Genomic DNA, 26,742 nt, shown 5'->3' on the forward strand with positions numbered 1-26,742 from the left:
GCCCGCGCTTGTCGCGGGCATCCACGTCGTGCAGTTGTGCGGGCGGCGTGGATGGCCGGGTCAAGCCCGGCCATGACAGCGTGCGTCGTCGAGGCGCTGCGGCTCACATGTCAGAGCCCCAGCACCGCCTTGGCGATGATGTTGCGCTGGATCTCGTTGGAGCCGCCGTAGATCGAGACCTTGCGGTTGTTGAAGTAGCTCGGCGCGATCTGGGCGGTCCAATCCATGGTCTCGTTGCTGTCGTCGTCGCCGTGCACGTCATACGGCGCGGCGAACGGACCGATCACCTCCATCAGCAGCTCGGTCGTGGTCTGCTGGATCTCCGAGCCCTTGATCTTCAGCACCGAGGACGCCGGATTGGGCTTGCCCTTGCCGTGCTTGCCCTCGTCGGCGACGACGCGCAGCTGCGTCAGTTCCAGCGCCTTCAGCTCGACCTCGCAGGCCGTGAGCTTCTCGCGGAACGACGGATCCTCCAGCACCGGACGGCCGCCGGATTCGATCTTGCCGGCGAGCTCCTTGATGCGGCGGATGCGTTCCTTGGAGACGCCGACGCGGGCAATCCCCGTGCGCTCGTTGCCGAGCAGGAACTTGGCGTAGTCCCAGCCCTTGTTCTCCTCGCCGATCAGGTTCTCGATGGGCACTTCGACGTCGTCGAAGAACACCTCGTTGACCTCGTGGCCGCCGTCGATGGTCTGGATCGGACGCACCGTCACGCCCTTCGACTTCATGCTGAAGACGATGAAGGAGATGCCCATCTGCTTCTTCGCCGCCGGATCGGTGCGGCACAGGCAGAAGATCATGTCGGCGTGCTGCGCAAGCGTGGTCCAGGTCTTCTGGCCGTTGATGATCCACTTGTTGCCGCGGCGCTCCGCCTTGGTCTTCAGCGAGGCGAGGTCGGAGCCCGAGCCCGGCTCGGAGAAGCCCTGGCACCACCAGTCGTCGACATTGGCGATGCGCGGCAGATACTTCCTCTTCTGCTCCTCGTTGCCGAAGGTGTAGATGACGGGGCCGACCATGCTGACGCCGAAGGCGAGCGGCTGCGGCGCCGGATAGGCCTGCAGCTCCTCGTTGAAGATGTAGTGCTGCACGGAGGTCCAGCCGGTGCCGCCATATTCCTCCGGCCAGTGCGAGACACCCCAGCCCTTCTTGTTGAGGATGCGCCACCAGGTCACCATCTCGTCCTTCGACAGATGGCGGCCTTCGATCATCTTCCGCCGCGTCTCCGGCGGCACATTGTCCCTGAAGAACTGCCGCACTTCCTCGCGGAACGCCTGCTCTTCCTTCGTGAATGCAAGATCCATCGGATCCTCCCTTTAGGTATTCAAATCGACCTGCGGTCAGTTCGTCTTGCTCCGCTGTCGTCCCTGCGAACGCAGGGATCCATAGCCACCGGCGGACGTTGGAGGCAAAGGCGTCTGCCAGAATGCCTCAAGCGATATCACGCGGTATGGGTCCCGGGTCTGCACTTGCGAGCGCTCGCGCGCTCGCAAGCTTGCCGGGGCGACAGCTGTGGGAAATCCCGCGCGAGATTGGCGCGGGACGACAATCAAGTTACTGCAGCACCTCGAACAGGCCGGCGGCGCCCATGCCGCCGCCGACGCACATCGTCACCACCGCGTATTTGGCCTTGCGGCGGCGGCCTTCGATCAGCGCATGGCCCGTCAGGCGTGCGCCCGACATGCCATAGGGGTGGCCGACCGCGATGGCGCCGCCGTTGACGTTGATCTTGTCGGGGTCGATGCCGAGCTTGTCGCGGCAATACAGCACCTGCACCGCAAACGCCTCGTTGAGCTCCCACAGGCCGATGTCGTCGACGGTGAGGCCGTGGCGCTTGAGCAGCCGCGGCACCGCGAACACCGGGCCGATGCCCATCTCGTCGGGCTCGCAGCCATGCGCAACGAAGCCGCGGAAGATGCCCAGCGGCTGAAGGCCGCGCTTGGCCGCGTTGGCGTCGCTCATGATCACGCAGGCCGAAGCGCCGTCCGAGAGCTGGCTGGCATTGCCGGCGGTGATCGAGAAGCCGTCGCCGCGCACGGCCTTGAGGCCGGCGAGACCTTCGGCGGTCGTCTCCGGACGCGGACCTTCGTCCTGCGAGAAGGTCACGTCCTTGAACGAGATGTTGCCGGTGGCCTTGTCGGTGACCGCCATCTTGGTGGTGATCGGCGCCAGCTCGTCGTTGAACTTGCCGCCCTGCTGCGCGGCTGCGGTGCGGCGCTGGCTCTCCAGCGCATATTCGTCCTGCCGCTCGCGCGAGATGCCGTAGCGCTTGGCGACGATCTCGGCGGTGTCGATCATCGGCATGTAGACGTCGCCCTTGATCTCGAGCAGCGCCGGGTCGGTGGCCTGGAACGTGTTCATCTTGTCGTTCTGGACCAGCGAGATCGACTCGCCGCCGCCACCGACCGCGATCTCGACGCCGTCGAAGATCACCGAGCGCGCCGCGAGCGCGATCGCCTGCAGGCCGGAGGCGCATTGGCGGTCGATCGTGGTGCCGCCGACCGACACCGGCAGGCCGGCGCGCAGCAGCGCCTTGCGCGCGATGTTGCCGCCGGTCGAGCCCTGCTGCAGGGCCGCGCCCATCACGACATCCTCGACCTCGGCCGGATCGACCTTGGCGCGCTTGACCGCCTCGCCGATGGCGTGGCCGAGCAAGGTGGCGCCGCCAGTGGCGTTGAGCGCGCCGCGATAGGCCTTGCCGATTGGCGTGCGGGCGGTGGAAACGATGACGGCATCGGTCATGGGCGGACCTCCTGTTGTTGTTACTGATGTTTGCTGTGAGACGTGGGTGATTGCTGCTGGCGCAGTTCGTGACGCGACAGCTTGCCGACCGGCGTGCGCGGCAGCTCGTCGACGAACTCGACCGCCGCCGGCAACTCGTGCTTGCCGAGCTTGCCGGTGAGGAAGGCGCGGAGATCCTCGACCGGGAACGGTGCTGCGCCGTCGCGCAGCTTGATGAAGGCCTTGGCGGCCTCGCCGCGATAGGCGTCGGGAATGCCGATCACGATGACCTCCTGCACCGCCGGATGGGTGTAGATCGCCTGCTCGATCATCTGCGGATAGACGTTGAAGCCGCCGGAGATGATCATGTCCTTCTTGCGGTCGACCAGGAAGTAGAAACCGTCGGCGTCGACATAGCCGATGTCGCCGGTCAGGAAATGATCGCCGACGAACGACTGCGCCGTTTCCTCCGGCCGGTTCCAATAGCCCTTGGTGACGTTTGGCCCCTTGATCCGGATCTCGCCGACCTCGTTCACGCCAAGCACCTTTGAGGGATCCTCGAGCGACACGACGTCCATCTCGATGCCGGGCAGCGTGATCCCGATCGAGCCCGGCTTGTCCGGGCCGCCCTTGGGGTGGGCGGTGCCGGGCGAGCAGGTCTCGGTCATGCCCCAGCCGCTCTTCAGCTTCATGCCGACGCGGCGCTCGAGGATGCGCGCGACCTCGACCGGAAGCGGCGCGCCGCCGGAGCCGACGCTGGTCAGCGACGACAGATCGCGCGTGTCGAGGTCGGGCAGGTTGGCGATCGCGATCCACATCGTCGGCACGCCCGGGAAATAGGTCGCGCGCTTGACCTCGATGTCGCGCATCACGGCTTCGAGATCGAAGCGCTGGTGCAGCGAGATCAGGCTGCCGAGGCGTAGCGAGGTCAGCAGCACCACCGTCAGCGCATAGATGTGGAACAGCGGCAAGACGCAGATCACCCGGTCGGAACCATTGCCGTTCGCACGCGTCGCGCGCCCCCAGATTGCGGCGATCGACACCGCCGAGGTGAGATTGCCATGCGTCAGCATCGCGCCCTTGGGCAGGCCGGTGGTGCCGCCGGTATATTGCAGCAGGGCGATGTCGTCGGGCGAGATGGCCGGCCATTTCGCGGGCACCACCGCGCCATCGACGAAGGCGCGGTGCGTGACGACCGCAGGGTTGTCCGGCAGCGGCGTTTGCGGCGTGCCGACCTTGCCCCAATGGTCGTCCTCGCAGACGATCAGGCGATCGAGCAGGCCCTTCTCCAGGAACTTCAACGCCGTCGGCAGCAGCGCGCTGAGGTTCGACGTCACCAGGATGCGCGCGCCGGAATCGCTGAGCTTGTGCGACAGCGCGATCTCGCCATCGAGCGGCGACAGGTGCACCACGCGGGCGCCGGCCTTGAGCGCGCCGAAGAAGTTGATCGGATGATCCGGCGTATTGCCGAGGAACAGCGCGATCGACGCGCCCTTGCCAAAACCGGCGCGCAGGAACGCCGCGGCGGCCTGGTTGGCAAGCGCTTCGAGCTGCTTGAACGTGATCGGCCGATCGCGGAATTCGAGCGCATCGCGATCGCCGAACTCGCTCACCGCCTGCGCCAACAGGTCCGGCAAGGTGCCGCGCGCGATCGGCGCGTCCCAGCGGACGCCTTCGGGATAGAACTGTTCGCCGGGGTGGGTCATGAGGACTCTGTATTTCTTGCCGTAAGGCGGCCCTGCTCTTTCCGTTCCCTCCCCCCTTGTGGGGGAGGACCTGGGAGGGGGGAGGCTCCGGGCGAGACTGCCGTTGTGGACCCCCACCCCCGACCCCTCCCCACAAGGGGGAGGGGGGCGCAGTTGAGCGCGGAGCTAGAGCGAAGCCTCAAGCGGCCTTCCCCTGCGCCAGCGACGCAAAAGTCTTGCCTTCGTCGGCGAGCTTCTTGAGCAGCGGCGCCGGCTCCAGCGACGGATCGTTGGTCTCCTTGGCGTAGTAGGCCAGCCGCTCGGCGATGTGCTTCAGACCGACGCTGTCGGCCCAGTACATCGGACCGCCGCGATAGATCGGCCAGCCATAGCCATAGAGCCAGACGACATCGATATCCGACGGCCGCGCGGCGATGCCCTCGGCGAGGATCTTCGCGCCCTCGTTGATCATCGGATACATCATGCGCTCGAGGATCTCCTCGTCGCTGACCGCGCGCCGCTTGAGGCCGAGCTTGGCGAGCGTCTCGTCGATCAGCTTCTCGACATCGGGATCCGGCAGCGGCGCACGCGAGCCGGCCTCGTATTTGTAATAGCCCTTGCCGGTCTTCTGGCCGAAGCGGCCGGCCTCGCACAGCGCGTCCGCGATCTCGCTCTTGATGCCGCGGTCCTTGCGCGAGCGCCAGCCGATGTCGAGGCCGGCGAGATCGCCCATCGCGAACGGGCCCATCGGCATGCCGAACTTGGTGACGACGGCGTCGACCTGCTGCGGCAGCGCACCTTCGAACAACAGCTTCTCCGCCTGCTTGCCGCGCTGCGCCAGCATGCGGTTGCCGACGAAGCCGTCGCAGACACCGACCACCGCCGGCACCTTGGCGATCTTGCGCGCGATCGATACTGCCGTGACGAGCGCGTCCGGCGCGGTCTTCTCCGCACGCACGATCTCGCACAGCTTCATCACGTTAGCCGGCGAGAAGAAATGCATGCCGAGCACGTCCTGGGGCCGGCTGGTCTCTGCGGCGATGGCGTCGATGTTCAGATAGGACGTGTTCGAGGCGAGCACGGCGCCGGGCTTGGCGTATTGATCGAGCTTGCCGAACACTTCCTTCTTCACGGCCATGGTCTCGAACACCGCCTCGATCACGAGATCGGCATCCTTGACGTTCTCGAGTCCGACCTTGCCATCGATCAGCGCCATGCGCTTGGCCGGCGCATCGGCCGGGATGCCGCCGCGCGCCGCGGTGGCCTCCCAGTTCTTCTGCATGATGCCCATGCCGCGCTTGAGCTGCTCTTCGGCGGTCTCGATCAGCGTGACCGGGATGCCGGCATTGGCGAACGACATCGCGATGCCGCCGCCCATGGTGCCGGCCCCGATGATGGCGACGCGCTCGACCTTGCGGCCCTTGGTCCCCTCGGGCACGCCGGCGATCTTGGCCGCCTCGCGCTCGGCGAAGAAGGCGTAGCGCTGCGCCTTGGACTGATCGCTGGTGAGGAGCTTGAGGAAGCCTTCGCGCTCCTTCTTCAGGCCCTCGTCGAACGGCAGGTCGATCGCGTAGCCGACCGCGTCGGCGGCCGCGAACGGCGCCTCGAGGCCGCGCGACTTCTTGGTGATCGCCGCCACCGCACTGGTGAAGATCGAACGATCGGCCTTGGCGGCCGCCAGCTTGGAATCGTCGTCACGCAACTTGCGCAGCGGACGGTTCTCCGCCACCACCTTGCGCGCGAAGGCCTCGCCGCCCGATGCCGGCCCCTCGACGATCTCCTCGATCAGGCCCGCCTTGTGCGCCTCCGCCGCGCCGATCGGATCGCCGCCGACGATCATCTTGACCGCGAGTTCGGGGCCTACGGCGCGCGGCAGGCGCTGGGTGCCGCCCGCGCCCGGCAGCAGGCCGAGCTTCACCTCGGGCAGGCCGAGCTTCGCCTCCTTGGTGGCGACACGATAATGACAGGCGAGCGCCACTTCGAGACCACCGCCCAGGGCCGTTCCATGAATGGCGGCAATCACCGGCTTGGGGCTGTTCTCGATCGTGCTCAAGACGTCGTTGAGCGCCGGCGGCTTCGGCGGCTTGCCGAATTCGGTGATATCGGCGCCGGCGATGAACGTGCGCCCGCCGCAGGTGAGCACGATCGCCTTGATCGCGGGATCGGCGATCGCCGCCTTGACGTTGTCCAGGATGCCGCCGCGCACTGCGGCACTCAGCGCATTGACGGGCGGGCTGTCGATGGTGACGATGCCGATGATGTCATGACGATCAAGCTTTGCCACTTCGCTCACGCGTAAGCTCCTTGGGATGTCGTTTCTTTGCGGCCGGTTAACGTGCCGGCCAATTCTTGGCTTTTCATTTGCGCAGAGTATCAGCCTTGCTTGCGTCTACCCGCTGCTGAACGTCAATTCCGCAGTGCGAAATCTAATTCCACATCTTGACATCCAGGGTTATTTTGAAGCACGAGCGTTGTCAACGAGGCTCATCAATCAACAGCCGATGACATGAAACGCCCAGGGAAGAAACCCGCGACCGATCGGAGCTTCGTCGTCGCGCTGGCGCGCGGCCTGGACGTGCTGCGGGCATTCCGGCCGAATGACGGCCTGCTGGGCAATCAGGAAATTGCCGCGCGCACCAACCTGCCGAAGGCCACGGTCTCGCGCCTGACTTACACGCTCACCAAGCTCGGCTATCTCACCCCGGTGCCGCGCTTCGAGAAATACCAGTTGGCGCCATCGGCGCTGGCGCTGGGCTATGCCGCCCTCGCCAACCTCGGCATCCGCCATCTTTCCGAGCCGTTCCGCGAGCAGCTGATGCGCGAGACCGGCGGCGCGGTCGCGATCGGCGGCCGCGACCGGCTCAGCATGATCTATTTCGGCCAGAGCCGTCACGGCGTCGTCAACGTTCAACTCGACGTCGGCTCGCGCATTCCGATTGCAACTACAGCGATGGGCCGCGCCTACATCTGGGCGCTGCCGGACGAGGATCGCGCCGCGTTGATGCGGGAGATGCGCGAGCATTATGGCAGCCGTTGGCCGAAAATCCGCGACGGCATCGAACGCGCCGGCGAGACCGTCGCGAAATATGGCTTCACCATCTCGGCCGGCGAATGGCAGGACGACGTTCATGCGGTCGGCGTCGCGTTGCGGCTGAACGACGGAACCGGTCCCTACGCCGTGAATTGCGGAGCACCGGCATTCCGCTTCACGGAAGAGCGTTTGCGGACCGACATTGGACCTCGTCTCGTCGCGATGGTAAGGAACATCGAAGCGGCGCTCGGCGGCCTCGCGCTGTCAACTAATCAAACAAGCAGCCCATCAAACAAAGAACTCAATAAGAAGCCGAAGCCAGGAGGAAAAGTTGCCCGTGTTGCCGAGGGTATCAGATAGCCTGCATCATCGCGGTCGGCTGGCGCCGCGTCCTGACCTGAACGAATTCGGGAGGGGCGAGACGAGATGACGCAGGCACAACTCGCCCAGACCAACGATCCGCTGCTCGCCGTCCGCGACGTCAGCGTCGTGTTCGGCGGCATCGTGGCGCTGAACGGCGTCTCGTTCGACATGCGCCAGGGCCAGATCCTCGGCCTCATCGGCCCGAACGGCGCCGGCAAGACCACCCTGTTCAACTGCCTCAGCCGCCTCTATCAGCCGAGCTCCGGCGACATCCTGATGGAAGGCCGCAGCATCCTGAAGCGGCCGCCGCACCGCATCGCCGAGATCGGCATCGGCCGCACCTTCCAGAACGTCGCGCTGTTTCCCAATCTCTCCGTGCTCGACAACGTCCGCGTCGGCACCCACGCGCGCACCTCCAGCGACATCATCTCGGATTCGCTGCGTCTGGCCTGGGTCCGGCGCAGCGAGAATTCCGTCAACACCAAGGTTCACGAGATTCTCGCCTATCTCGACCTCGATGAGGTCGCGCACAAGACCGTGTCCGGGCTGCCGTTCGGCACCCAGAAGCGCGTCGAGCTGGCGCGCGCGCTCGCCGCCGACCCGAAGATCCTGCTGCTCGACGAGCCTGCCGGCGGCCTCAATCACGAGGAGGTCCATGTGCTGGGCGATCTGATCCGGCGCATCCGCGACGACCGCAAGGTGACCGTGCTGCTGGTCGAGCATCACATGGGACTGGTGATGTCGATCGCCGACCACGTCGTGGCGCTGAATTTCGGCCGCAAGCTCGCCGAGGGCACGCCCGCGCAGGTGCAGGCCGATCCCGACGTCATCAAGGCCTATCTCGGGAGCAAGGATCAATGACGCCGCTGCTCAACGTCAAGGACCTGCGCGCCTATTACGGCCAGGTCCAGGCCCTGCACGGCCTCTCCTTCTCCCTCAACGAAGGCTCGCTGACGACCCTGCTCGGCGCCAACGGCGCGGGCAAGACCACCACCCTGCGCGCCATCTGCAACATGGTGCGCTCGACCGGCGCGATCGAGTTCGAGGGCAAGCCGCTCAACAACAAATCGACCGAGAGCATCGTGCGCTTCGGCATTGCCCATGTGCCGCAGGGCCGCGGCACCTTCACCAACATGACGGTGGAGGAAAACCTGCAGCTCGGCGCCATCACGCGCAGCGACAAGGCCGGCATCGTTGCCGACATCGAGCGGATGTATTCCTACTTCCCGAAGCTGAAGGAGCGCCACACCCAGCAGGCCGGTACCCTGTCCGGCGGCGAGCAGCAGATGCTGGCGGTGGCGCGGGCGTTGATGCTGCGTCCCAGGTTGATGCTGCTCGACGAGCCGTCGTTCGGCCTCGCGCCGCTGGTGGTCCGCGACCTCTTCGGCATCCTCGGCAAGATCAACCGCGAGGAAAAGGTATCGATCCTCGTCGTCGAGCAGAACGCGCAGCTCGCGCTGGAGCTCGCCGACCAGGCCTATGTGATCGAGACCGGCCGCATCGTCATGTCGGGTGTCGCCTCGGACATCGCGAACGACGAGAACGTCCGCAAATCCTATCTGGGCTACTAACGGAGGCGGGACAATGGAGCTGTTCACCAACCAGGTCCTGGCCGGCATTGCGACGGGTGCGATCTACGCCTGCATGGCGCTCGCGGTCGTGATGATCTACCAGGCGATCGACCATCTCAACTTCGCGCAAGGCGAGATGGCGATGTTTTCGACCTTCATCTCCTGGCAGCTGATGCAATGGGGCCTGCCCTACTGGGTTGCCTTCGTGGTGACGCTGGCCTTCTCCTTTGCCGGCGGCATCGCCATCGAGCGCGTGCTGTTCAAGCCGCTCACCAAGGCGCCGATCCTGACCCAGGTCGCGGGCTTCATCGCGCTGTACTCGATCATCAACTCCTTTGCCGGACTGACCTGGGACTTCACCATCAAGCAGTATCCGACACCGTTCGGATCGTCGCCGTTCCTGGGCAGCCAGCTGATCTCGACGCATCAGGCCGGCATGATCGGCATCACCTTGCTGCTGCTGATCGGCCTGTACTTCTTCTTCCAGTACACCAGGGTCGGGCTTGCGATGCGCGCGGCGGCGGCGGTGCCCGAGTCGGCGCGACTGGTCGGCATCAACACGTCCTGGATGATCGCGCTCGGCTGGGGCATGGCGGCGGCGATCGGCTCGATCGCCGGCATGCTGATCGCGCCGGTGGTCTTCCTCGAGCCCAACATGATGGGCGGCGTCCTGATCTACGGGTTCGCCGCGGCCGTGCTCGGCGGCCTCACCAGCCCGTTCGGCGCGGTGCTCGGCGGCTTCCTGGTCGGCATCTTCGAGAATCTCGCCGGAACCTACATCCCGCATGTCGGCAACGAGATGAAGCTGCCGATCGCGCTGGCCCTCATCATCTCCGTCCTGGTCATCAAGCCCGCCGGCCTGTTCGGCCGCAGCATCGTGAAGCGAGTCTGATCATGAGCGCAATCGAGGACATCACATCCCAGGCGCCCGCGGTCGAGGCCGTTCCGAAGCGGGCCATGACCTTGAGCTCCGGTACGACCTTCGTGATCGTGCTGCTGCTCCTGGTGGTGCCGCTGTTCGTCAAGAACTTCATCATCTTCCAGATGACGATGCTGCTGATCTACGGGCTCGCCGTGCTGGCGCTGAACATCCTGACCGGCGGCTCCGGCCAGTTCTCGCTCGGCAACAGCGCGTTCTATGCCGTCGGCGCCTATACGTCGGCGATCCTGATGGAGCAGTACAATGTCAACTACGCGCTGACCCTGCCGGTCGCCGGCGTCATCTGCTTCGGCTTCGGCTTCCTGTTCGGCCAGCCGGCGCTGCGGCTGTCAGGTGTCTATCTCGCGCTCGCCACATTCGCGCTCGCCACGGCGATGCCGCAGATCCTCAAGCTCGGCTTCTTCGAGCAATGGACCGGCGGCGTGCAGGGCCTGGTGGTGACCAAGCCGGATGCGCCGTTCGGCCTGCCTATGTCCCAGGACATGTGGCTGTACTACTTCACCCTGGCGATCACGATCGCGATCTACGTGTTCTCGGTCAACCTGCTGCGCTCGCGTTCCGGCCGCGCCTTCATGGCGATCCGCGACAACGAGATCGCGGCCTCCGCCATGGGCATCGACGTCGCGACCTACAAGACGCTGGCATTCGGCGTCAGCGCCGGCATCACCGGCGTCGCCGGCGGTCTCGGCGCCATCGCGGTGCAGTTCGTGGCGCCCGACAGCTACACCATTACGCTCGCGATTTCGCTGTTCCTCGGCATGGTCGTCGGCGGCGTCGGCTGGCTGCCCGGCTCGTTCGTCGGCGCCGCCTTCATCATCTTCGTCCCCAATATCGCCGAAAGCATTTCGAAGGGCCTGTCCGGCGCGGTGTTCGGCGTGCTGCTGTTCCTCGTCATCTTCCTCGTGCCGCACGGCTCGCGGCAGGTGGCGATGGTAGCGCAGCAGCTGCTCGGCAAACTCAGAAAGAACTAAGGAGGAACTCTTGCAGCTCATTCAACAACTACGAATCGCCGCGCTCGCGACGGCGGTCATCGCCCTCACCTCCGGCGGAGCATTCGCCCAGAAGAAATACGACACCGGCGCCTCCGACACCGAGATCAAGATCGGCAACATCATGCCTTATAGCGGGCCGGCGTCCGCCTACGGCGTGATCGGAAAGACCGAGGAGGCGTATTTCAAGAAGATCAACGCCGAGGGCGGCATCAACGGCCGCAAGATCAACTTCGTCAGCTATGACGACGCGTACTCGCCGCCCAAGGCGGTCGAGCAGGTGCGCAAGCTGGTCGAGAGCGATGAGGTCCTGTTCGTCTTCAACCCGCTCGGCACGCCCTCGAACTCGGCGATCCAGAAATATCTCAACGGCAAGAAGATCCCGCAACTGTTCGTCGCCACCGGCGCCACCAAGTGGAACGACCCGAAGAACTTCCCCTGGACCATGGGCTGGCAGCCGAGCTACCAGAGCGAGGGCCGCATCTATGCGAAGTACCTGCTCAAGGACAAGCCCGGCGCCAAGATCGGGGTGCTGTTCCAGAACGACGATTTCGGCAAGGACTATCTCAAGGGCCTCAAGGACGGCCTGGGCGACAAGGCCGCGTCCATGATCGTCATGGAAGAGAGCTACGAGACCTCAGAGCCCTCGATCGACGGCCACATCGTCAAGCTCAAGGCCTCGGGCGCCGACGTGTTCTTTAGCGTCACGACGCCCAAATTCGCTGCACAGGCGATCAAGAAGCTCGCCGAGATCGACTGGCATCCGACCCATCTCGTCGTCAACGTGTCGGCCTCCGTCGGCAGCGTGATCAAGCCGGCCGGCTTCGAGAACTCGCAAGGGATTCTTTCGGCTGCCTATGCCAAGGATGCTGCGGATCCGCAGTGGAACGATGATCCCGGCATGAGGAAGTTCTTCGACTTTCTCGCGCAGCATTATCCCGACGCCAACAAGCTCGACAGCTCGACGGTCTATGGCTACGGCGCCGCGCAGACGCTGGTGAAGGTGCTGCAGATGTGCGGTGACGACCTGACCCGCGCCAATGTGATGAAGCAGGCCGCGAGCCTGAAGGACTTCGCGCCCGACACGCTGCTGCCGGGCGTCAAGATCAACACCTCGGCCACCGACTTCGCGCCGATCGAGCAATTGCAGATGATGCGGTTCAAAGGCGAGAAGTGGGAGCTGTTCGGCGAGGCGATCAGCGGCGCCATCGAGTAATCGCGCATCGCCGCAGAAAGCGGTGCCGATCTCCACTGGCCCTCCGCGCTATCGGCGCGGAGGGCTTTTTCATTTCTGGATCGGCATCGAGCCATTTATCTCAGGCTGTTCTTGCAGAGCACTCACCCGCCGAGATTGCGCCGATCTCTCGCAGTTGCACATGATATGGACCGCCCAGGCACCGCGAAAACACGGTCCGTGCCGTGATGTCGCAACCACCCCGGTGCAGCTCTGCTATAGTTCCGGGCATAACAAGAGCCTCCATCAAGGCGGCCGCGACACGTCAACCAAACCAACACGGGAGAAACGCACCATGATGATCACGCGAAGGGCCGCCCTCGCCTCGGCCGCCGCCATCGTCCTCGCCTCGAGCTCCGCAATCGCCGCCGACAAGAAGTACGACACCGGCGCCTCCGACACCGAGATCAAGATCGGCAACATCATGCCCTATAGCGGGCCGGCCTCTGCCTACGGCATCATCGGCAAGACGGAAGCGGCCTACTTCAAGAAGATCAACGCCGAGGGCGGCATCAACGGTCGCAAGATCAACTTCATCTCTTATGACGACGCCTATTCGCCGCCAAAGACGGTCGAACAGGCACGCAAGCTGGTCGAGAGCGATGAGGTGCTGTTCATCTTCAATTCGCTGGGCACGCCGCCGAACTCGGCAATCCACAAATACATGAACTCGAAGAAGGTCCCGCAACTGTTCGTCGCCACCGGCGCCACCAAGTGGAACGACCCGAAGGATTTCCCCTGGACCATGGGCTGGCAGCCCAACTACCAGAGCGAATCCCGAATCTACGCAAAATATCTGCTGAAGGAAAAGCCGGACGCCAAGATCGCTGTGCTGTATCAGAACGATGATTACGGCAAGGACTATCTGAAAGGGCTGAAGGACGGGCTTGGCGCCAAGGCCGCCTCAATGATCGTGATGGAGGAGAGCTACGAGACCGCCGAACCCTCGATCGACAATCACATTGTCAAACTCAAGTCCACCGGCGCCGACGTATTCGTGAACATCACCACGCCGAAATTTGCGGCACAGGCAATCAAGAAGGTCAAGGAGATCGACTGGAAGACGCTGCATATCCTCAACAACGTCTCCGCCTCCGTCGGCAGCGTCCTGAAGCCGGCTGGCTATGAGAATTCGCAGGACATCATCTCGGCGGCCTATCTGAAGGACGTCTCCGATCCGCAATGGAAGGACGATACCGGGATGAAGCAATTCCTCGACTTCATGTCCAAGGATTTTCCCGATGGCGACAAGCTCGACGGCGGAACGGTCGTCGGCTACAGCGTCGCGCAGACGCTGGTCCAAGTGCTGAAGCAGTGCGGCGACAACCTCACCCGCGAGAACGTCATGAAGCAGGCCGCATCCCTGCGCAACTTCCGCACCGAGATGCTGCTGCCTGGCATCACGATCAACACCTCGGCGACCGACTTCGCACCCGTCAGCCAGCTGCAACTGATGCGCTTCAAGGGCGAGAAGTGGGAGCTGTTCGGCGACGTGATCTCCGCCGACGTCGGCGGCTAACGACGGAACGCAGTTGAAACCGCCTCCTGCGGCCTCCCGCCGCAGGCGGCGCTCTCTCCAAGCATCTTTGCTGTCTTTGCCAATAATTTCTTAAGCTAGGAGTTGAAAGAGAGGCGGTCATGCAGCGGCGGCGGTTACGCCGAGCGCGCGGCTGCGCTATGGGGACTCGTCCGGAGTGAAACGAGTCGCCCATGCCATGGGCGGATCCAACAACAAGGCCAAGCTCGAAGGCCGAGAAGGAGTCCCACCGTCATGACCAGCCCCCTCACCCGCCGCACGGTTTCCGGCTTGCTCGGCCTCGTCCTTGTCGGCGCTGCCGCCGGCAACGCGTCCGCCGACAAGAAGTACGACACCGGCGCGAGCGACACCGAGATCAGGATCGGCAATATCGTGCCCTATAGCGGCCCGGCGTCGGCCTATGGCTCGGTCGGCAAGGCGATGACGGCCGTGTTCAAGAAGGTCAACGACGACGGCGGCATCAACGGCCGCAAGATCAACTTCATCTCCTACGACGACGCCTATTCGCCGCCGAAGACGGTGGAGCAGGCGCGCAAGCTGGTCGAGAGCGACGAGGTGCTGTTCCTGTTCGGCGTGCTCGGAACCGCGCCCAATACAGCGATCCAGAAATATCTCAACTCCAAGAAGGTGCCGCAGCTGTTCGTCGCGACCGGCGCCACCAAGTGGAACGAGCCCAAGACATTCCCATGGACCATGGGCTGGCTGCCGAGCTACCAGTCCGAGGCGCGCATCTACGCGAAGTATCTCACCGCGCAGCAGCCCGCCGGCAAGATCGCCGTGCTCTACCAGAACGACGACATGGGCAAGGACTACCTGAAGGGCCTCAAGGACGGCCTCGGTGATGCGTCGCGCCTGGTGCTCGAAGAGAGCTACGAGATCGCCGAGCCCACGGTTGAATCGCACATCGTCAAGATGAAGTCGGCCAACCCCGACATCGTCGTGCTGTTTACCACGCCGAAGTCCGGAGCCCAGGCGATCAAGAAGCTCGGCGAGATGAACTGGAAGCCGCTGACCATCATCTCAAACGTCAGTGCCTCCACCGCGGCCGTGATGCGCCCGGCCGGCGTCGAGAACTCGCAAGGGGTGATCTCGGCGGCCTATGCCAAGGACGCGTCCGATCCGCAATGGGCCAACGACCCGGGCCTCGGCGCGTTCAGGGAGCTGCTCGCCAAATATCTGCCGGAAATCAACCCCGTGGATTCGTCGGCGCTGACCGGCTACAACATCGCCACCACGATGGTCGAGGTGCTGAAGCGATGCGGCGACGAATTGACTCGCGCAAATGTCATGAAGCAGGCGGCGAGCCTGAAGCAGTTTGCGCAGGGCGGGCTGCTGCCCGGCATCACGCTGACCACGGGTCCCGACGATTTCCAGCCGATCGAGCAGCTGCAGCTGATGCAGTTCAAGGGCGAGCGCTGGCAGCTGTTCGGCGACGTGATGAGCGGCGAGCTCAAATAGGCTCTGCACGTCAGACGGGCGGCGCCGCATGACCGGCCGCCGTCCGCTGTTGCGCGCCGTTTTCGATGCCGCGGTCGCCGCGGCGCATCCCGACGTCGTGCTTCCGGCGCATCTGCCGGCGGCACCCCGGGGACGGATCATCTGCCTCGCCGCAGGCAAGGGCGCCGCGGCCATGGCGGTGGCCGCCGAGCGGCATTACCTGGACACGCTCGGGTTCGATCCGGCGAAGCTGACCGGCATTGCAACCACGCGGCACGGACACGGCGTACCGACCCGCCGCGTCCGGGTGATCGAAGCCGGCCATCCGATGCCGGACGAGGCCGGGCTGAAAGCGGCAGACGACACATTGCAGCTGGCGGCGACGGCCGAAGCCGACGACCTGATGCTGGTGCTGATCTCCGGCGGCGGCTCCGCCAACTGGATTGCGCCGGCCCATGGCGTGAGCTTCGCGCAGAAGCAGCAGCTGACCCGCGCACTGCTGCGCTCGGGCGCCCCGATCGGCGAAATGAACACGGTCCGCAAGCATCTGTCGCGCATCAAGGGCGGACGCCTGGCGCGGGCCGGGCAGAAGGCCGAGATCGTGACGCTGGCGATCTCCGACGTGCCGCATGACGATCCCTCGGCCATCGCATCGGGGCCGACGGTGCCGGATCCGACCACGCTGGCCGATGCCCGCGCGATCGTTGCGAAGTACAAGCTCGAGGTCGACCCGGCGATCGCCCGGGCGCTCGATGATGACGCCAACGAGAGCTGCAAGCCCGGCGATCCAGCCTTTGCCCGCGCCTCGTTCGAGCTGATCGCGCGCCCCGCCAGCTCGCTCGCGGCGGCCGTGGCCAGCGTCAAGGCCGCGGGCTACGACGTGCTCGATCTCGGCGCCGACCTCGAGGGTGAGGCGCGCGAGGTCGCGGCCGATCACGCCAAGCTGGCGCGGGAGGCCCGCGCGCTCGGCCGCCGCATGGCGATCATCTCCGGTGGCGAGCTCACCGTAACGGTGCGCGGCCAGGGCCGCGGCGGCCCGAACCAGGAATATGCGCTCGCGCTCGCCGACCTGCTCAAGGACATGGAGGGCGTCGCGGCGCTCGCCGGCGACACCGACGGCGCCGATGGCGGCGGCGGCAGCGCCTCCGATCCGGCCGGCGCGCTTGTCGATGCCGAGGTCATCGCCGCGATGCGGGCGCAGGGGCTGGATCCGCAGGCCTATCTCGCCAACAACGACGCCACCGCATTTTTCGCCGCGACCGGTGGCCTGCTGCAGACGGGACCGACGCTCACGAACGTCAACGACGTCAGGGTCATCCTGGTCGATTGAGGGGCGCGACTGCGTCCTTCAGAACTCCTCCGCGATCTTGGTCAGCATCGCCAGCAGCGCCTCGCGCCCATCCGGGCCGAGCAGCTCGTTGAGCCGCGCCTCGTGCTTCGACACCACCAGCTTCTTGGCGCGTGCCAGCACGGCGCGGCCCTTCTCGGTCAGCATCAGGATGTGCGAGCGCCGGTCGTTGGCCGAACGCACCCGCGCACACAGGTCGCGGCTCTCGAGGCTGTCCAGCAAGGACACGAAGTTGGGCCGCAGGATGCCCAGGGTGTTGGCGATCTCGGTCTGGTTCCGGCCCGGATTGGCGTCGAGCAGCAGCAGCACCGAGAACTGGGCCGGCGTCAGTTGCAGCGGCGCGACGCAGCGCAGGAAGTCCTCGAACACCTTCAACTGCGCCCGCTTCAGCACATAGCCAAGCAGATCCGACAGCTCGCCGAGCTGGACCGCTTGCGTCTCCTCGGCGGCTACGGCAGCTTCCTTCCGGCCTTCCCTCTTGCCGACGGGCTTGGCGCTATCGGCCATCACGATCCGCCGAATTCATCACAGTGGCTTCCATCCCCGGTCCCGAATGCCGCAGCCGGAACAGCGGCCTTGAGATTATAATCGATAATTGTTATCCACTATATCAAACACGGGCAGCCGAATTCAACTGCCCAAGACCGGTGGATGGCGCAGGGCGCCGGCCGCGCCCGGTCACCACAGAGGGGGAGCGTCCTGTCTTGAACACAACGATCTTGCTGTTCCTGTTGCAGGACGGCATTACCAATGGCGCGATCTACGCGCTGCTCGGGCTGGCGCTCGTGCTGGTGTTTGCCGTCACCCGGGTGATCCTGATCCCGCAGGGCGAATTCGTCACCTACGGCGCCCTCACCTATGCCTCGCTCGCGGCCGGCCGCACGCCGGGGACCGCGAAGCTTGCCGTCGTGATCGGCCTGGTGGCCTTTGCCTTCGACCTCTATGCGATGCGCAAGACGCTGCACATGCCGAAGATCCTTCGCACCTTCGGCCTCAACGTCGCCTTCCCGGTGGTCGTCATGCTCGCCACGATGTGGGCCGCCGATCAGCACATGCCGGCCGGCGTCAGCCTCGTACTGTCGCTGCTGATCGTCGCCAGCATCGGCCTGTCGTTGTATCGGATCGTGTTCCAGCCGCTCGCGCACACCTCGGTGCTGGTGCTGCTGATCGCCTCGGTCGGCGTTCACCTCGCACTGCAGGGCCTCGGCCTGCTGTTCTTCGGCGCCGAGGGCCAACGTGGCCCGACCCTGCTCAATGCCACGGCGACGCTCGGCTCGCTGCGCTTCACCGGCCAGGGCATGGCGGTCTACGGCATCACCGTCGCCTTCATCGTCGGCCTCTGGCTGTTCTTCGGCCTGACCCTTTACGGCAAGGCGCTGCGCGCCACCGCCGTGAACCGGCTCGGCGCCCGCCTCGTCGGCATCCGCACCACGCTCTCCGGCCAGATCGCGTTCCTCCTGGCCTCCACGATCGGCGCGCTCTCCGGCATCCTGATCGTCCCGATCACGACGCTCTATTACGACACCGGCTTCCTGATCGGCCTGAAGGGGTTCATCGCCGCGATCATCGGCGGACTGATCAGCTATCCCCTGACCGCGGTCGCCGCACTCGTCGTCGGCATCGTCGAGGCGTTCTCTTCGTTCTACGCCTCGAACTTCAAGGAAGTGATCGTCTTCACGCTGCTGATCCCGGTCCTGCTGCTGCGTTCGCTCGCCGCGCCCGCGGTCGAAGAAGAGAAGGATTGAGTCGTGCGCGAGCGTTGGCCTCTCATCGTCTTTGCCGTCATTGTCGCGGCGATCCCGTTCATCCCGGGCATGCCGCCGTTCTGGATCGTGCTGCTCGACAATATCGGCCTCTCCGCGCTGGTCGCGATGGGGCTGGTGCTGCTGACCGGCGTCGGCGGTCTGACCTCGTTCGGCCAGGCCGCCTTTGTCGGCTTCGGCGCCTACACGACTGCGGTGCTGTCGGCCAATTACGGCGTATCGCCGTGGCTGACCCTGCCGCTGTCGCTGCTGGTGTCCGGCCTCGCCGCCGTTCTGCTCGGCCTCGTCACCGTCAGGCTGTCCGGCCACTATCTGCCGCTCGGCACGCTCGCCTGGGGCCTCGGCCTGTTCTATCTGTTCAGCAAGCTCGCGTTCCTGGGCCGCAATGACGGCATTTCCGGCATCCCGCCGCTGTCGATCGGCAGCCTCAAGATGCTCGATCCCGGCACGATCTATTTCGCGATCTGGGCTGCCGTGCTGATCTCCGCGCTGCTGACGATGAACCTGCTGGACTCCCGCACCGGCCGCGCCATCCGCGCGCTGCGCCGGGGTCACATCGCAGCGGAAGCGTTCGGCGTCTACGCGCCTCGCGCCAAGCTCCTGGTGTTCATCTACGCGGCCGTCCTGGCCGGCCTCTCGGGCTGGCTCTATGCGCACTTCACCCGCGCGGTGAACCCGACGCCGTTCGGCGCCCAGGCCGGCATCGAATATCTGTTCGTCGCCGTCGTCGGCGGCGCCGGCTATGTCTGGGGCGGCGTGCTCGGCGCGGCGATCGTCGTGATCCTGAAGGAGGTGCTGCAGAGCTACCTCCCGCTGCTGCTGCATGGCGAGGGCCAGCTCGAAACCATCGTGTTCGGCATCCTCCTCGTCACGCTTCTCCAGCTCGCCCCGACCGGCCTGTGGCCGTGGCTGACGGCGCGGCTGCCGTTCAAGCCTGTTGCCAAGCAGCCGGACACGTCGGTCAAACTGCCGGCGCGGGAGCGATCTGCGACGACTCCAAACGTACTGCTGCAGGTCGACAACGCGCGCAAACAGTTCGGCGGCGTGGTCGCGGTCAACAACGTCTCGTTCGACGTCCAGGCCCGCGAGATCGTCGCGCTGATCGGCCCGAACGGCGCCGGCAAGAGCACGACCTTCAACCTGATCACCGGCGTGCTGCCGCCGACCTCCGGCAACATCGCGGTGCTCGGCAAGGCCGTCGGCAACGCCCCGCCGCAGGACGTCGTCAAGCTCGGCATTTCCCGCACCTTCCAGCACGTCAAGCTGGTGCCGGACATGACGGTGCTGGAGAACGTCGCGATCGGCGCGCATCTGCGCGGCCACTCCGGCGCGCTCTCCAGCATGTTCCGGCTCGACCGCGGCGACGAAGCCAAGCTGCTCGCCGAGGCTGCGCGCCAGATCGAACGCGTCGGGCTCGGCGACCAGATGCACCAGCTCGCCGGCTCGTTGTCGCTGGGCCAGCAGCGCATCGTCGAGATCGCTCGCGCGCTGTGCGTCGATCCGATGCTGCTCTTGCTCGACGAACCGGCCGCCGGCCTGCGCCACATGGAGAAGCAGCGCCTCGGCGCGCTGCTGCGCGACCTCCGCGCCGGCGGCATGTCGGTGCTGCTGGTCGAACACGACATGGGATTTGTCATGGACCTCGCCGACCGCATCGTGGTGCTCGATTTCGGCACCAAGATCGCCGAGGGCACACCAGCCGCGATCAAGACCAATCCCGAGGTCATCAAGGCGTATCTCGGAGCCACCGCATGAGCACGCTGCTGGAAGTCACCGACGCCCATGTCTCCTACGGCAAGGTCGAGGCGGTCCGCTCGGTCTCGCTCACCGTGGCCGAGAACGAGATCGTCACCATCATCGGCGCCAACGGCGCCGGCAAGACCACGCTTCTCAGTGCCATCATGGGCGTGTTTCCGCTGAAGGGCCGCGTCGCGTTCCTCGGCGAGGACATGGCCCGGCTGGAGATCGAGGATCGCGTCGCGCGCGGTCTCTGTCTGGTGCCGGAGCATCGCGAGCTGTTCGCCACCATGAACGTCGAAGATAATCTGCAGCTCGGCGCTTTCAGAATGTCGAAGGCGCACGCCGCACGCGGCTTCGAGCACGTCTACACGCTGTTTCCGAAGCTGAAGGAGCGGCGCAAGCAGCTCGCCGGCACGCTCTCCGGCGGCGAGCAGCAGATGCTGGCGATGGGCCGTGCCTTGATGGGCGCGCCGAAGATGTTGATGCTGGACGAGCCGAGCCTCGGTCTGGCGCCGATCATCGTCGCCGGCATCTTCGAGATCGTCGCCAAGCTGCGCCAGGAAGGCGTCTCGGTGCTGCTGGTCGAGCAGAACGCCAAGGCCGCGCTGCAGGTCGCCGACCGCGCCTATGTGATGGAGCTCGGCGAGTTCGTGCTCAACGGCAAGGCCAGCGAGATCGCCACCGACGAGCGGGTGGCGGCGAGCTATCTCGGCTTTGCCGAGACGGCCGCGAGCTGAGCCTGATGTCGATGGGGTGAGGCGCTGCTTCAGGAGGGCGCCTCCTTCGACAGCAGGAAATCGACCATCACGCGCTCCAGCGCCCGGTACATGTCGGTGCCGGTCGCCGTCAGGCAGCCGCGCTGGCGCGCAGCGGCGATGAAGGGCGAGACCTCGGGCCGGGTGATGACACAGCCGCAATAGGCTGACGAGTTGATCGTCGCGATATCGACGGGCAAGGGATCGCCGGGCTGCATGCCCGCGGGCGTCGCATTCGCGACCATGTCGAAGCCACCGGCATCGGTGCTGCCGACGAGCGCGCGGCCCCTACCCCGCTCGTTGAGGCGCGCGATCAGGGCATCGCGACGGCCGGAGTCGCTGTCGTGGATGGCGAGCTCGCGCACGCCGGAATCGATCAGTGCGAGCGCAATCGCCGAGCCGGCGCCACCCGCGCCGATTTGCAGGGCACGCGCACCATTGGGATCAAATCCCCCAGCTTTCGCCGCGCCGACAAAGCCGAGCCCATCGACCATGTCGCCATGCCAGTCGCCGTCGGGACCCCGGCGCATCAGGTTGACGGCGCCGATGAAACGCGCGCGCTCGGTTGCGGTTGCACAGGCGCGATAGCAGGCGAATTTGTGCGGAATGGTCGCGACGATGCCGTCGAGATTCTTCACGCGGGTCATCGTCGCCAGAAAGTCGGCGAGATCAGCCGGCGCGACTTGCACCGCGACCAAGATCGCATCGCTGCCGCGATCGGCAAAGGCCTGGCTGACGCCCGCCGGGGCGCGCACCTGAGCGATGGGATCGCCGATGATGATGTGGAGCCGGGTGGCTCCAGTGGGCGCAGGGATCATGGCGGGCTTTCCGGCAAAAACTCTAAAATTCATGGTCCTGATGGCCGAAAGGCCGGCTCACCGAGCCGGCCTTTCCTGATCGAAGCTATGGTCCCCGCAAGCTCACTTCGCCGGGACGTATTTTCCGTCCTTCACGGTCAGGATGATGCGGGCGCGGTCGTCGAGGCCGGAGCGGTCCTTTTCGGTGAAGTTGTAGACGCCCTGCGAGGCCGCCAGGTCCTTCTCGGTCAGCAGCGCCTGGCGGATGGCCTCGCGGAACTCCGGCGTGCCGGGCTTGGCGGTCTTCAGCGCCACCGGAATCACGCGCTTGAGGATCTCGAACGCGTCGAACGAGTGGCCGGCGAACTGGCTGCGGCTGTTCGGGCCATATTTGCCCTCATAGGCCTTGTTGAGCTCCATGCCCGGCTTCTTGGTGAGCGCGCTGTCGTCCTGCGTCTCCGGCGACATCACCGGACCGGACGCCATGATCACACCCTCCGCCGCCTTGCCGGCGATGCGGATGAAGTCCATGCTGGCGGCGCCATGGGTCTGATAGATCAGGCCGGTGTAGCCACGCTCGCGCAGCTCGGTCTGCGGCAGCGCCGCCGCGGTGCCGGAGGCGCCGACCAGGATGGCGTCCGGATTGGCGGCAACCAGCTTCAGCACCTGGCCGGTGACCGAAGTATCGGGACGCGCGAACCGCTCCTCATCGGCAATCGTGATGCCCATCGGCACCGCCTGGTTCTTCAGATCGTTGAACCAGAGATCGCCGTAGGAGTCGGAATAGCCGATGTAGCCGACGGTCTTGATGTTGTGCGCCTTCATGTGCTCGTACAGCACCTTGCCCATGATCGGCACCGGCTGCGGCATCACCACCGACCATTTGGTGCGCTCGGGCGTGACCGGGAACGGCGCCAGGCCGAAATGCGGAATGCCGGCTTCATTGGCGACGTTGGAGACCGCGATGGTCGGCGGCGTCAGCGCCGAGCCCATGATGATGTCGGCTTTCGACTCCGTCACGAAGCGTCGCGCATTCGTCGTCGCCGTGGTCGGATCGCCGCCGTCGTCGAGCACGATCACCTTGAGCGGCACGCCGCCGATCTCCTTCGGCACGAACTCGAGCGCATTGCGCTCGGGGATGCCGAGCGCCGCGCCCGGCCCCGTCGTGGTCGTGGTGATGCCGATAGTGATCTCGCTGGTCTGCGCCAGCGCCGGCGCTGATGCAAGCATCGCAATGACGCCAGCCGCCGCCAGATAGGCCTTCCTCATAAAATCCTCCCTCAATCTTTTCGGTTCAGCTCGTGATCCGCCGATCATGTTTGCAGTCCCGCCCCGACAGGGGCGTCTTCCATCTCGGCCGGCCGATGCGTGTCCAAACGTGATCATAGCATTGAACACGAGAAGATCACCTCTCACCAGTCGACCAAAGCACGACGACGATTCATCCTTAAGACGGCCGCATGTCGCACCCAATGCAGCGCGTCAGCCCTCGAGAAACTTGGCCCGCATCTCCTCTGGAAAAGGCGCCGATTTCAGCTTGTCCGGGTCAACCGGATCGCGCCCGACCAGCACCCGGGTCTCGAACCCCTCGAGCGCCAGCGCCTCGCCCTTGAACACCTTGTGGGTGACGTCGAACGAGGAGCGCTTGATGCTCTCGATTCGGCTCTCGATCGTGATCCAGTCGCCATAGGTGGAGGGGATGTAGAACTTGGCGCGGGTGTCGACCATGGGGATCCCGACCAGGCCGTAGCGGCGGACGATGTCCTGCTTGGAAAACCCGGCCGCCTCGAACATGACAGAGGTCGCATCGTCGAACATCGCGAAATAGCGCGGGTAGTAGACGATGTTGGCGGGATCGCAGTCGCCCCACTGGATCTGCACGTCGCGGCGGTGAACGAACATCGATTAAGCCTCGCTACGCCAACAACAACGGTCGGTAGGGTGGGCAAAGGCGCGACGCGCCGTGCCCACCATTTTCCGGGCCGGTGGGCACGCTGCGCTTTGCCCACCCTACGGCTCTCTCCATCATTGCGAGCGAAGCGAAGCAATCCAGGGCCGGGTCGGGACTCTGGATTGCTTCCGCCTTCGCCCGATGGGCTTCGGCGGACACGTCGTCGCTACGCTGCTCGCAATGACGGAAAATCACTTCGGCGCCATGCGCAGCGAGCCGTCGAGGCGGACGACCTCGCCGTTCAGATAGGCGTTCTCGACCATGTGCAGCGCAAGTGCTGCGAACTCATCGGCGTGACCGAGGCGGCGGGGGAACGGGATCGCGGCGGCGAGCGAGTCCTGCGCCTCCTGCGGCAGGTTGGCGAGCAGCGGCGTCAGGAACAGGCCGGGCGCAATGGTCAGCACGCGGATGCCGAACTGTGCGAGCTCGCGCGCGATCGGCAGGGTCATGCCGACAATGCCGCCCTTCGAGGCCGAATAGGCGGACTGTCCGATCTGGCCGTCATAGGCCGCGACCGAGGCGGTGTTGATGACGACACCACGCTCGCCGGTCGCCTGCGGCTCCAGCTTGGTCATACCGTTGGTGACCAGACGCAGCATGTTGAACGAGCCGATCAGGTTGACCTTGATGACCTTCTCGAAATCGGCCAGGGGCATCGGACCGTCGCGGCCGACGACGCGCTTGGCGACGCCGATGCCGGCGCAGTTCACCAGCACGCGCGGCTGCTGGCCGAGCGCCTCGACCGCCTTGGCGACGGCGGCTTCCGCGCCGGCGGCATCGGAAACGTCGCAGACCACGGCCACGCCCTTGATCTCGGCGGCGACCTCCTCGGCCAGCTTGGCATTGAGATCGAACACGGCGACCTTGGCGCCCTGCGACGCGAGCTTGCGGGCGGTCGCGGCCCCGAGGCCGGAAGCGCCGCCGGTAACGATGGCAGCCTGATCCTTCAACAACATGTCGTTTCTCCCTTGGATGCGTCGATCAGCCGGCGATGATGATGTCGTCGTCCGGCGTCGCGGCGTAGATGCGTTCGATCAGGTCCTTGCGGTGCTCCAGCACGGCGCGCTGGTTGATCGATCCCTTGTCGGTGACCTCGCCCTTGTCGATCGACAGCGGCACGCCGAGCAGGACGGCGCGCGTGATGCGCGTCGACGAGCCGGTCGCGGTCTGCAGGAATTTTGCGAAGCGCTCACGGAAGGCCTCGATGATCAGCGGATCGGCCGCCGTGGCGGCGAGATCGTCGAACGGCAAGGTCGCGTTGATCAGCCGGCAGCCGTCAGGATCGAGCACGACGATCGCAGCGATCTCGTCGCGGTTGATGCCAGCGATGATCACGTCGCGCGCCAGCGGCGCGCAGGCCGCGACGAAGCGCGCCCGCAACGGGCCGACCGAGACCCAGGTGCCGGACGCCAGCTTGAAGTCCTCGGCGACACGGCCGTCGAAGTCGAAGCCGGCATTGAAGTCGTTGGGATCGACGGGCTTCAGCGCATCGCCCATCTTGTAATAGCCTTCGTCATCGAAGGCCGCGGCCGAGACCTCAGGCAGGCGCCAATAGCCCGGCGTCACGTTCGGCCCCTTGGCCCGCACCTCCATCTTGCCATTGTTGGGCACGAGCTTCGCCTCGTTGCCCGACACCGGCAGGCCGACATGGCCGGAGCGGCTGGTGCGCGGATTGACCGACATGAAGAACGGTGCGGTCTCGGTCGAGCCGAGGCCCGTCAGCATCGGCACACGAGTGCCGGTCTCGGCCACCGAGAGCTCGTCGAGCTCGTTCCAGACATGCGGCGCCAGCGCGGCGCCGGAGAAGAACATCGCATGCAGCCGCTGGAAGAAGGACTTCCGCAACGCCGCGTCCTCGCGGAAATAGGGCAGCAGCGACTCGTAGCCCTTGGGGACGTTGAAATAGACCGTCGGCGAGATCTCGCGCAGGTTTCGCACGGTCTCCTCGATCCCGCCCGGCACCGGCTTGCCCTGGTCGAGATACATCGAGCCGCCATTGAACAGCGTCAGCCCGATGTTGTGGTTGCCGCCGAAGGTGTGATTCCACGGCAGCCAGTCGATGATGACGGGCGGCTCGTCCTTCAGGAACGCGAGCGTCTCGCGGATCATCACCTGGTTGGCGCAGATCATGCGCTGGGTGTTGATCACGGCCTTCGGGTTGCCGGTCGAGCCCGAGGTCAGCAGGAACTTCGCGATCGTGTCGGGGCCGATCTTGTCGTGGGCGGCGTCGAGGCCGGGGAACAGCGGCGATGCGATCAGATCGGCGAGCATCGTGATCTTGCGGCCCGGCACCGAGCCGAACGACGCCACGATCTCGGTGCCCTCGGGCACGTTGGCGACGAGCGCGTCGGCGAACTTGTCGGCGTCGTCGACGAAGACGAGGCCCGGCGTCAACAGCTTCATCAGATAAGCGAGCTTGCCATAGTCGCGCGACACCAGCGAATAGGCTGGCGACACCGGACAGAACGGCACGCCGGCATAGAGCGCGCCGAACGCGACCAGCGCATGATCGATCGAATTGCCCGACAGAATCATCACCGGCCGGTCCGGCGACAGCCCGCGCGCGAGCAGCCCCGACGCGATGTGCCGGCTCGCCGCCAACAGCGCGGCATAGGTCAGTTCACGCCAGCCCTCGGGCCCGACGCGCTCGGCCATGAACACGCGCTCCGGCGTGGTCTTGGCGAAGTGATGCAGCCGATCCGTGATCCGCGGTGGATAGTCGCCGAGCGGCTGCTTCGGCCGGAGATAGATGGTGCCGTCGTCGCGGCGGTCCACCGTGACGGCCGGATCGTTGAACGAGATCGCGCGCAACGGATGAACACTGGCGGTGCGCGCCGTGTTGTCCGTTCCTCCCTGTGTGCTTGTTATTGTTTGTGCGGTCAT

The 26,742-nt window shown here is 65.5% G+C and carries 22 protein-coding genes; 12 read left to right on the forward strand and 10 right to left on the reverse strand.

The annotated features are described in order from the left end of the window. Positions 1–110: 110 nt before the first annotated feature. From pimC to QW881_RS20250, 4 genes are all read right to left on the reverse strand, one after another. The gene (gene pimC, locus QW881_RS20235; RefSeq protein ID WP_315753492.1) at positions 111–1,301 is read right to left on the reverse strand and encodes a pimeloyl-CoA dehydrogenase large subunit; all 1,191 of its coding nucleotides are present in this window, start codon (positions 1,299–1,301) and stop codon (positions 111–113) included. Positions 1,302–1,551: 250 nt separating this feature from the next. Continuing rightward, a complete protein-coding gene (locus tag QW881_RS20240) occupies positions 1,552–2,739 on the reverse strand; it encodes an acetyl-CoA C-acyltransferase (protein ID WP_315753494.1) in 1,188 nt (395 codons plus the stop codon). Between the two features lie 20 nt (positions 2,740–2,759). Then, entirely contained in the window at positions 2,760–4,424 is a 1,665-nt protein-coding gene (gene pimA / locus QW881_RS20245; RefSeq protein ID WP_315753496.1) for a dicarboxylate--CoA ligase PimA, read from the reverse strand. A 178-nt stretch (positions 4,425–4,602) separates the two neighbouring features. Further along, positions 4,603–6,696 carry a 3-hydroxyacyl-CoA dehydrogenase NAD-binding domain-containing protein gene (locus QW881_RS20250; protein ID WP_315753498.1) on the reverse strand — a complete coding sequence of 698 codons (2,094 nt, stop codon included), beginning with the start codon at positions 6,694–6,696 and terminating at the stop codon, positions 4,603–4,605. Positions 6,697–6,909: 213 nt separating this feature from the next. On the opposite strand from QW881_RS20250, the gene QW881_RS20255 reads away from it, so the two are divergent. The 9 genes from QW881_RS20255 to QW881_RS20295 all read left to right on the forward strand — a co-directional run bounded on the left by QW881_RS20255 (position 6,910) and on the right by QW881_RS20295 (position 16,835). Further along, on the forward strand, positions 6,910–7,794 hold the full coding sequence (locus tag QW881_RS20255; RefSeq protein WP_315734694.1) for an IclR family transcriptional regulator: 885 nt from the start codon (positions 6,910–6,912) through the stop codon (positions 7,792–7,794). A gap of 66 nt (positions 7,795–7,860) precedes the next feature. Continuing rightward, complete coding sequence (locus tag QW881_RS20260) at positions 7,861–8,658, forward strand: ABC transporter ATP-binding protein (RefSeq protein ID WP_315753500.1); 798 nt, start codon at positions 7,861–7,863, stop codon at positions 8,656–8,658. Then, positions 8,655–9,368 (forward strand): ABC transporter ATP-binding protein, encoded by a 714-nt coding sequence (locus QW881_RS20265; RefSeq protein WP_315753502.1) that lies wholly within the window; start codon positions 8,655–8,657, stop codon positions 9,366–9,368. Before QW881_RS20260 ends, QW881_RS20265 begins: the two co-directional genes overlap by 4 nt. A gap of 13 nt (positions 9,369–9,381) precedes the next feature. Beyond that, positions 9,382–10,260, forward strand: coding sequence for a branched-chain amino acid ABC transporter permease (locus QW881_RS20270; RefSeq protein WP_315753504.1), 879 nt, complete (start codon positions 9,382–9,384; stop codon positions 10,258–10,260). A gap of 2 nt (positions 10,261–10,262) precedes the next feature. Further along, positions 10,263–11,279 carry a branched-chain amino acid ABC transporter permease gene (locus tag QW881_RS20275; protein ID WP_315753507.1) on the forward strand — a complete coding sequence of 339 codons (1,017 nt, stop codon included), beginning with the start codon at positions 10,263–10,265 and terminating at the stop codon, positions 11,277–11,279. 10 nt (positions 11,280–11,289) lie between these two features. Further along, positions 11,290–12,513 (forward strand): ABC transporter substrate-binding protein, encoded by a 1,224-nt coding sequence (locus QW881_RS20280; RefSeq protein ID WP_315753510.1) that lies wholly within the window; start codon positions 11,290–11,292, stop codon positions 12,511–12,513. A 313-nt stretch (positions 12,514–12,826) separates the two neighbouring features. Continuing rightward, entirely contained in the window at positions 12,827–14,050 is a 1,224-nt protein-coding gene (locus QW881_RS20285) for an ABC transporter substrate-binding protein (RefSeq protein ID WP_315753512.1), read from the forward strand. 252 nt (positions 14,051–14,302) lie between these two features. Then, complete coding sequence (locus QW881_RS20290) at positions 14,303–15,526, forward strand: ABC transporter substrate-binding protein (RefSeq protein ID WP_315753514.1); 1,224 nt, start codon at positions 14,303–14,305, stop codon at positions 15,524–15,526. A gap of 28 nt (positions 15,527–15,554) precedes the next feature. Next, positions 15,555–16,835 carry a glycerate kinase gene (locus QW881_RS20295; protein WP_315753518.1) on the forward strand — a complete coding sequence of 427 codons (1,281 nt, stop codon included), beginning with the start codon at positions 15,555–15,557 and terminating at the stop codon, positions 16,833–16,835. Between the two features lie 18 nt (positions 16,836–16,853). On the opposite strand, the gene QW881_RS20300 is transcribed toward QW881_RS20295, so the two are convergent. Then, the gene (locus tag QW881_RS20300; protein WP_315753520.1) at positions 16,854–17,360 is read right to left on the reverse strand and encodes a MarR family winged helix-turn-helix transcriptional regulator; all 507 of its coding nucleotides are present in this window, start codon (positions 17,358–17,360) and stop codon (positions 16,854–16,856) included. Positions 17,361–17,557: 197 nt separating this feature from the next. Between QW881_RS20300 and QW881_RS20305 the strand changes: the two genes are divergently transcribed. From QW881_RS20305 to QW881_RS20315, 3 genes are read left to right on the forward strand one after another with little or no spacing between them, the layout of a single operon-like run. Next, entirely contained in the window at positions 17,558–18,598 is a 1,041-nt protein-coding gene (locus tag QW881_RS20305) for a branched-chain amino acid ABC transporter permease (protein ID WP_315753522.1), read from the forward strand. Positions 18,599–18,601: 3 nt separating this feature from the next. Further along, the gene (locus QW881_RS20310) at positions 18,602–20,371 is read left to right on the forward strand and encodes a branched-chain amino acid ABC transporter ATP-binding protein/permease (protein ID WP_315753525.1); all 1,770 of its coding nucleotides are present in this window, start codon (positions 18,602–18,604) and stop codon (positions 20,369–20,371) included. Next, positions 20,368–21,093 (forward strand): ABC transporter ATP-binding protein, encoded by a 726-nt coding sequence (locus QW881_RS20315; RefSeq protein WP_315753527.1) that lies wholly within the window; start codon positions 20,368–20,370, stop codon positions 21,091–21,093. The genes QW881_RS20310 and QW881_RS20315 overlap by 4 nt, the downstream gene beginning before the upstream one ends. Positions 21,094–21,122: 29 nt before the next feature. Here the strand turns inward: QW881_RS20315 and QW881_RS20320 are convergent, their stop codons facing one another. The 5 genes from QW881_RS20320 to QW881_RS20340 all read right to left on the reverse strand — a co-directional run bounded on the left by QW881_RS20320 (position 21,123) and on the right by QW881_RS20340 (position 26,742). Beyond that, positions 21,123–21,929: a shikimate dehydrogenase gene (locus QW881_RS20320; RefSeq protein ID WP_315753530.1), complete on the reverse strand. Its 807-nt coding sequence runs from the start codon at positions 21,927–21,929 to the stop codon at positions 21,123–21,125. A 102-nt stretch (positions 21,930–22,031) separates the two neighbouring features. Then, the gene (locus QW881_RS20325; RefSeq protein WP_315734724.1) at positions 22,032–23,177 is read right to left on the reverse strand and encodes an ABC transporter substrate-binding protein; all 1,146 of its coding nucleotides are present in this window, start codon (positions 23,175–23,177) and stop codon (positions 22,032–22,034) included. A 213-nt stretch (positions 23,178–23,390) separates the two neighbouring features. Then, entirely contained in the window at positions 23,391–23,810 is a 420-nt protein-coding gene (locus QW881_RS20330) for a thioesterase family protein (protein ID WP_315753531.1), read from the reverse strand. Positions 23,811–24,050: 240 nt separating this feature from the next. Next, positions 24,051–24,815 (reverse strand): SDR family NAD(P)-dependent oxidoreductase, encoded by a 765-nt coding sequence (locus QW881_RS20335; RefSeq protein WP_315753533.1) that lies wholly within the window; start codon positions 24,813–24,815, stop codon positions 24,051–24,053. 25 nt (positions 24,816–24,840) lie between these two features. Continuing rightward, the gene (locus QW881_RS20340) at positions 24,841–26,742 is read right to left on the reverse strand and encodes a feruloyl-CoA synthase (protein WP_316159135.1); all 1,902 of its coding nucleotides are present in this window, start codon (positions 26,740–26,742) and stop codon (positions 24,841–24,843) included.

Source organism: Bradyrhizobium sp. SZCCHNS3016, assembly GCF_032484535.1.
Classification (GTDB): domain Bacteria; phylum Pseudomonadota; class Alphaproteobacteria; order Rhizobiales; family Xanthobacteraceae; genus Bradyrhizobium.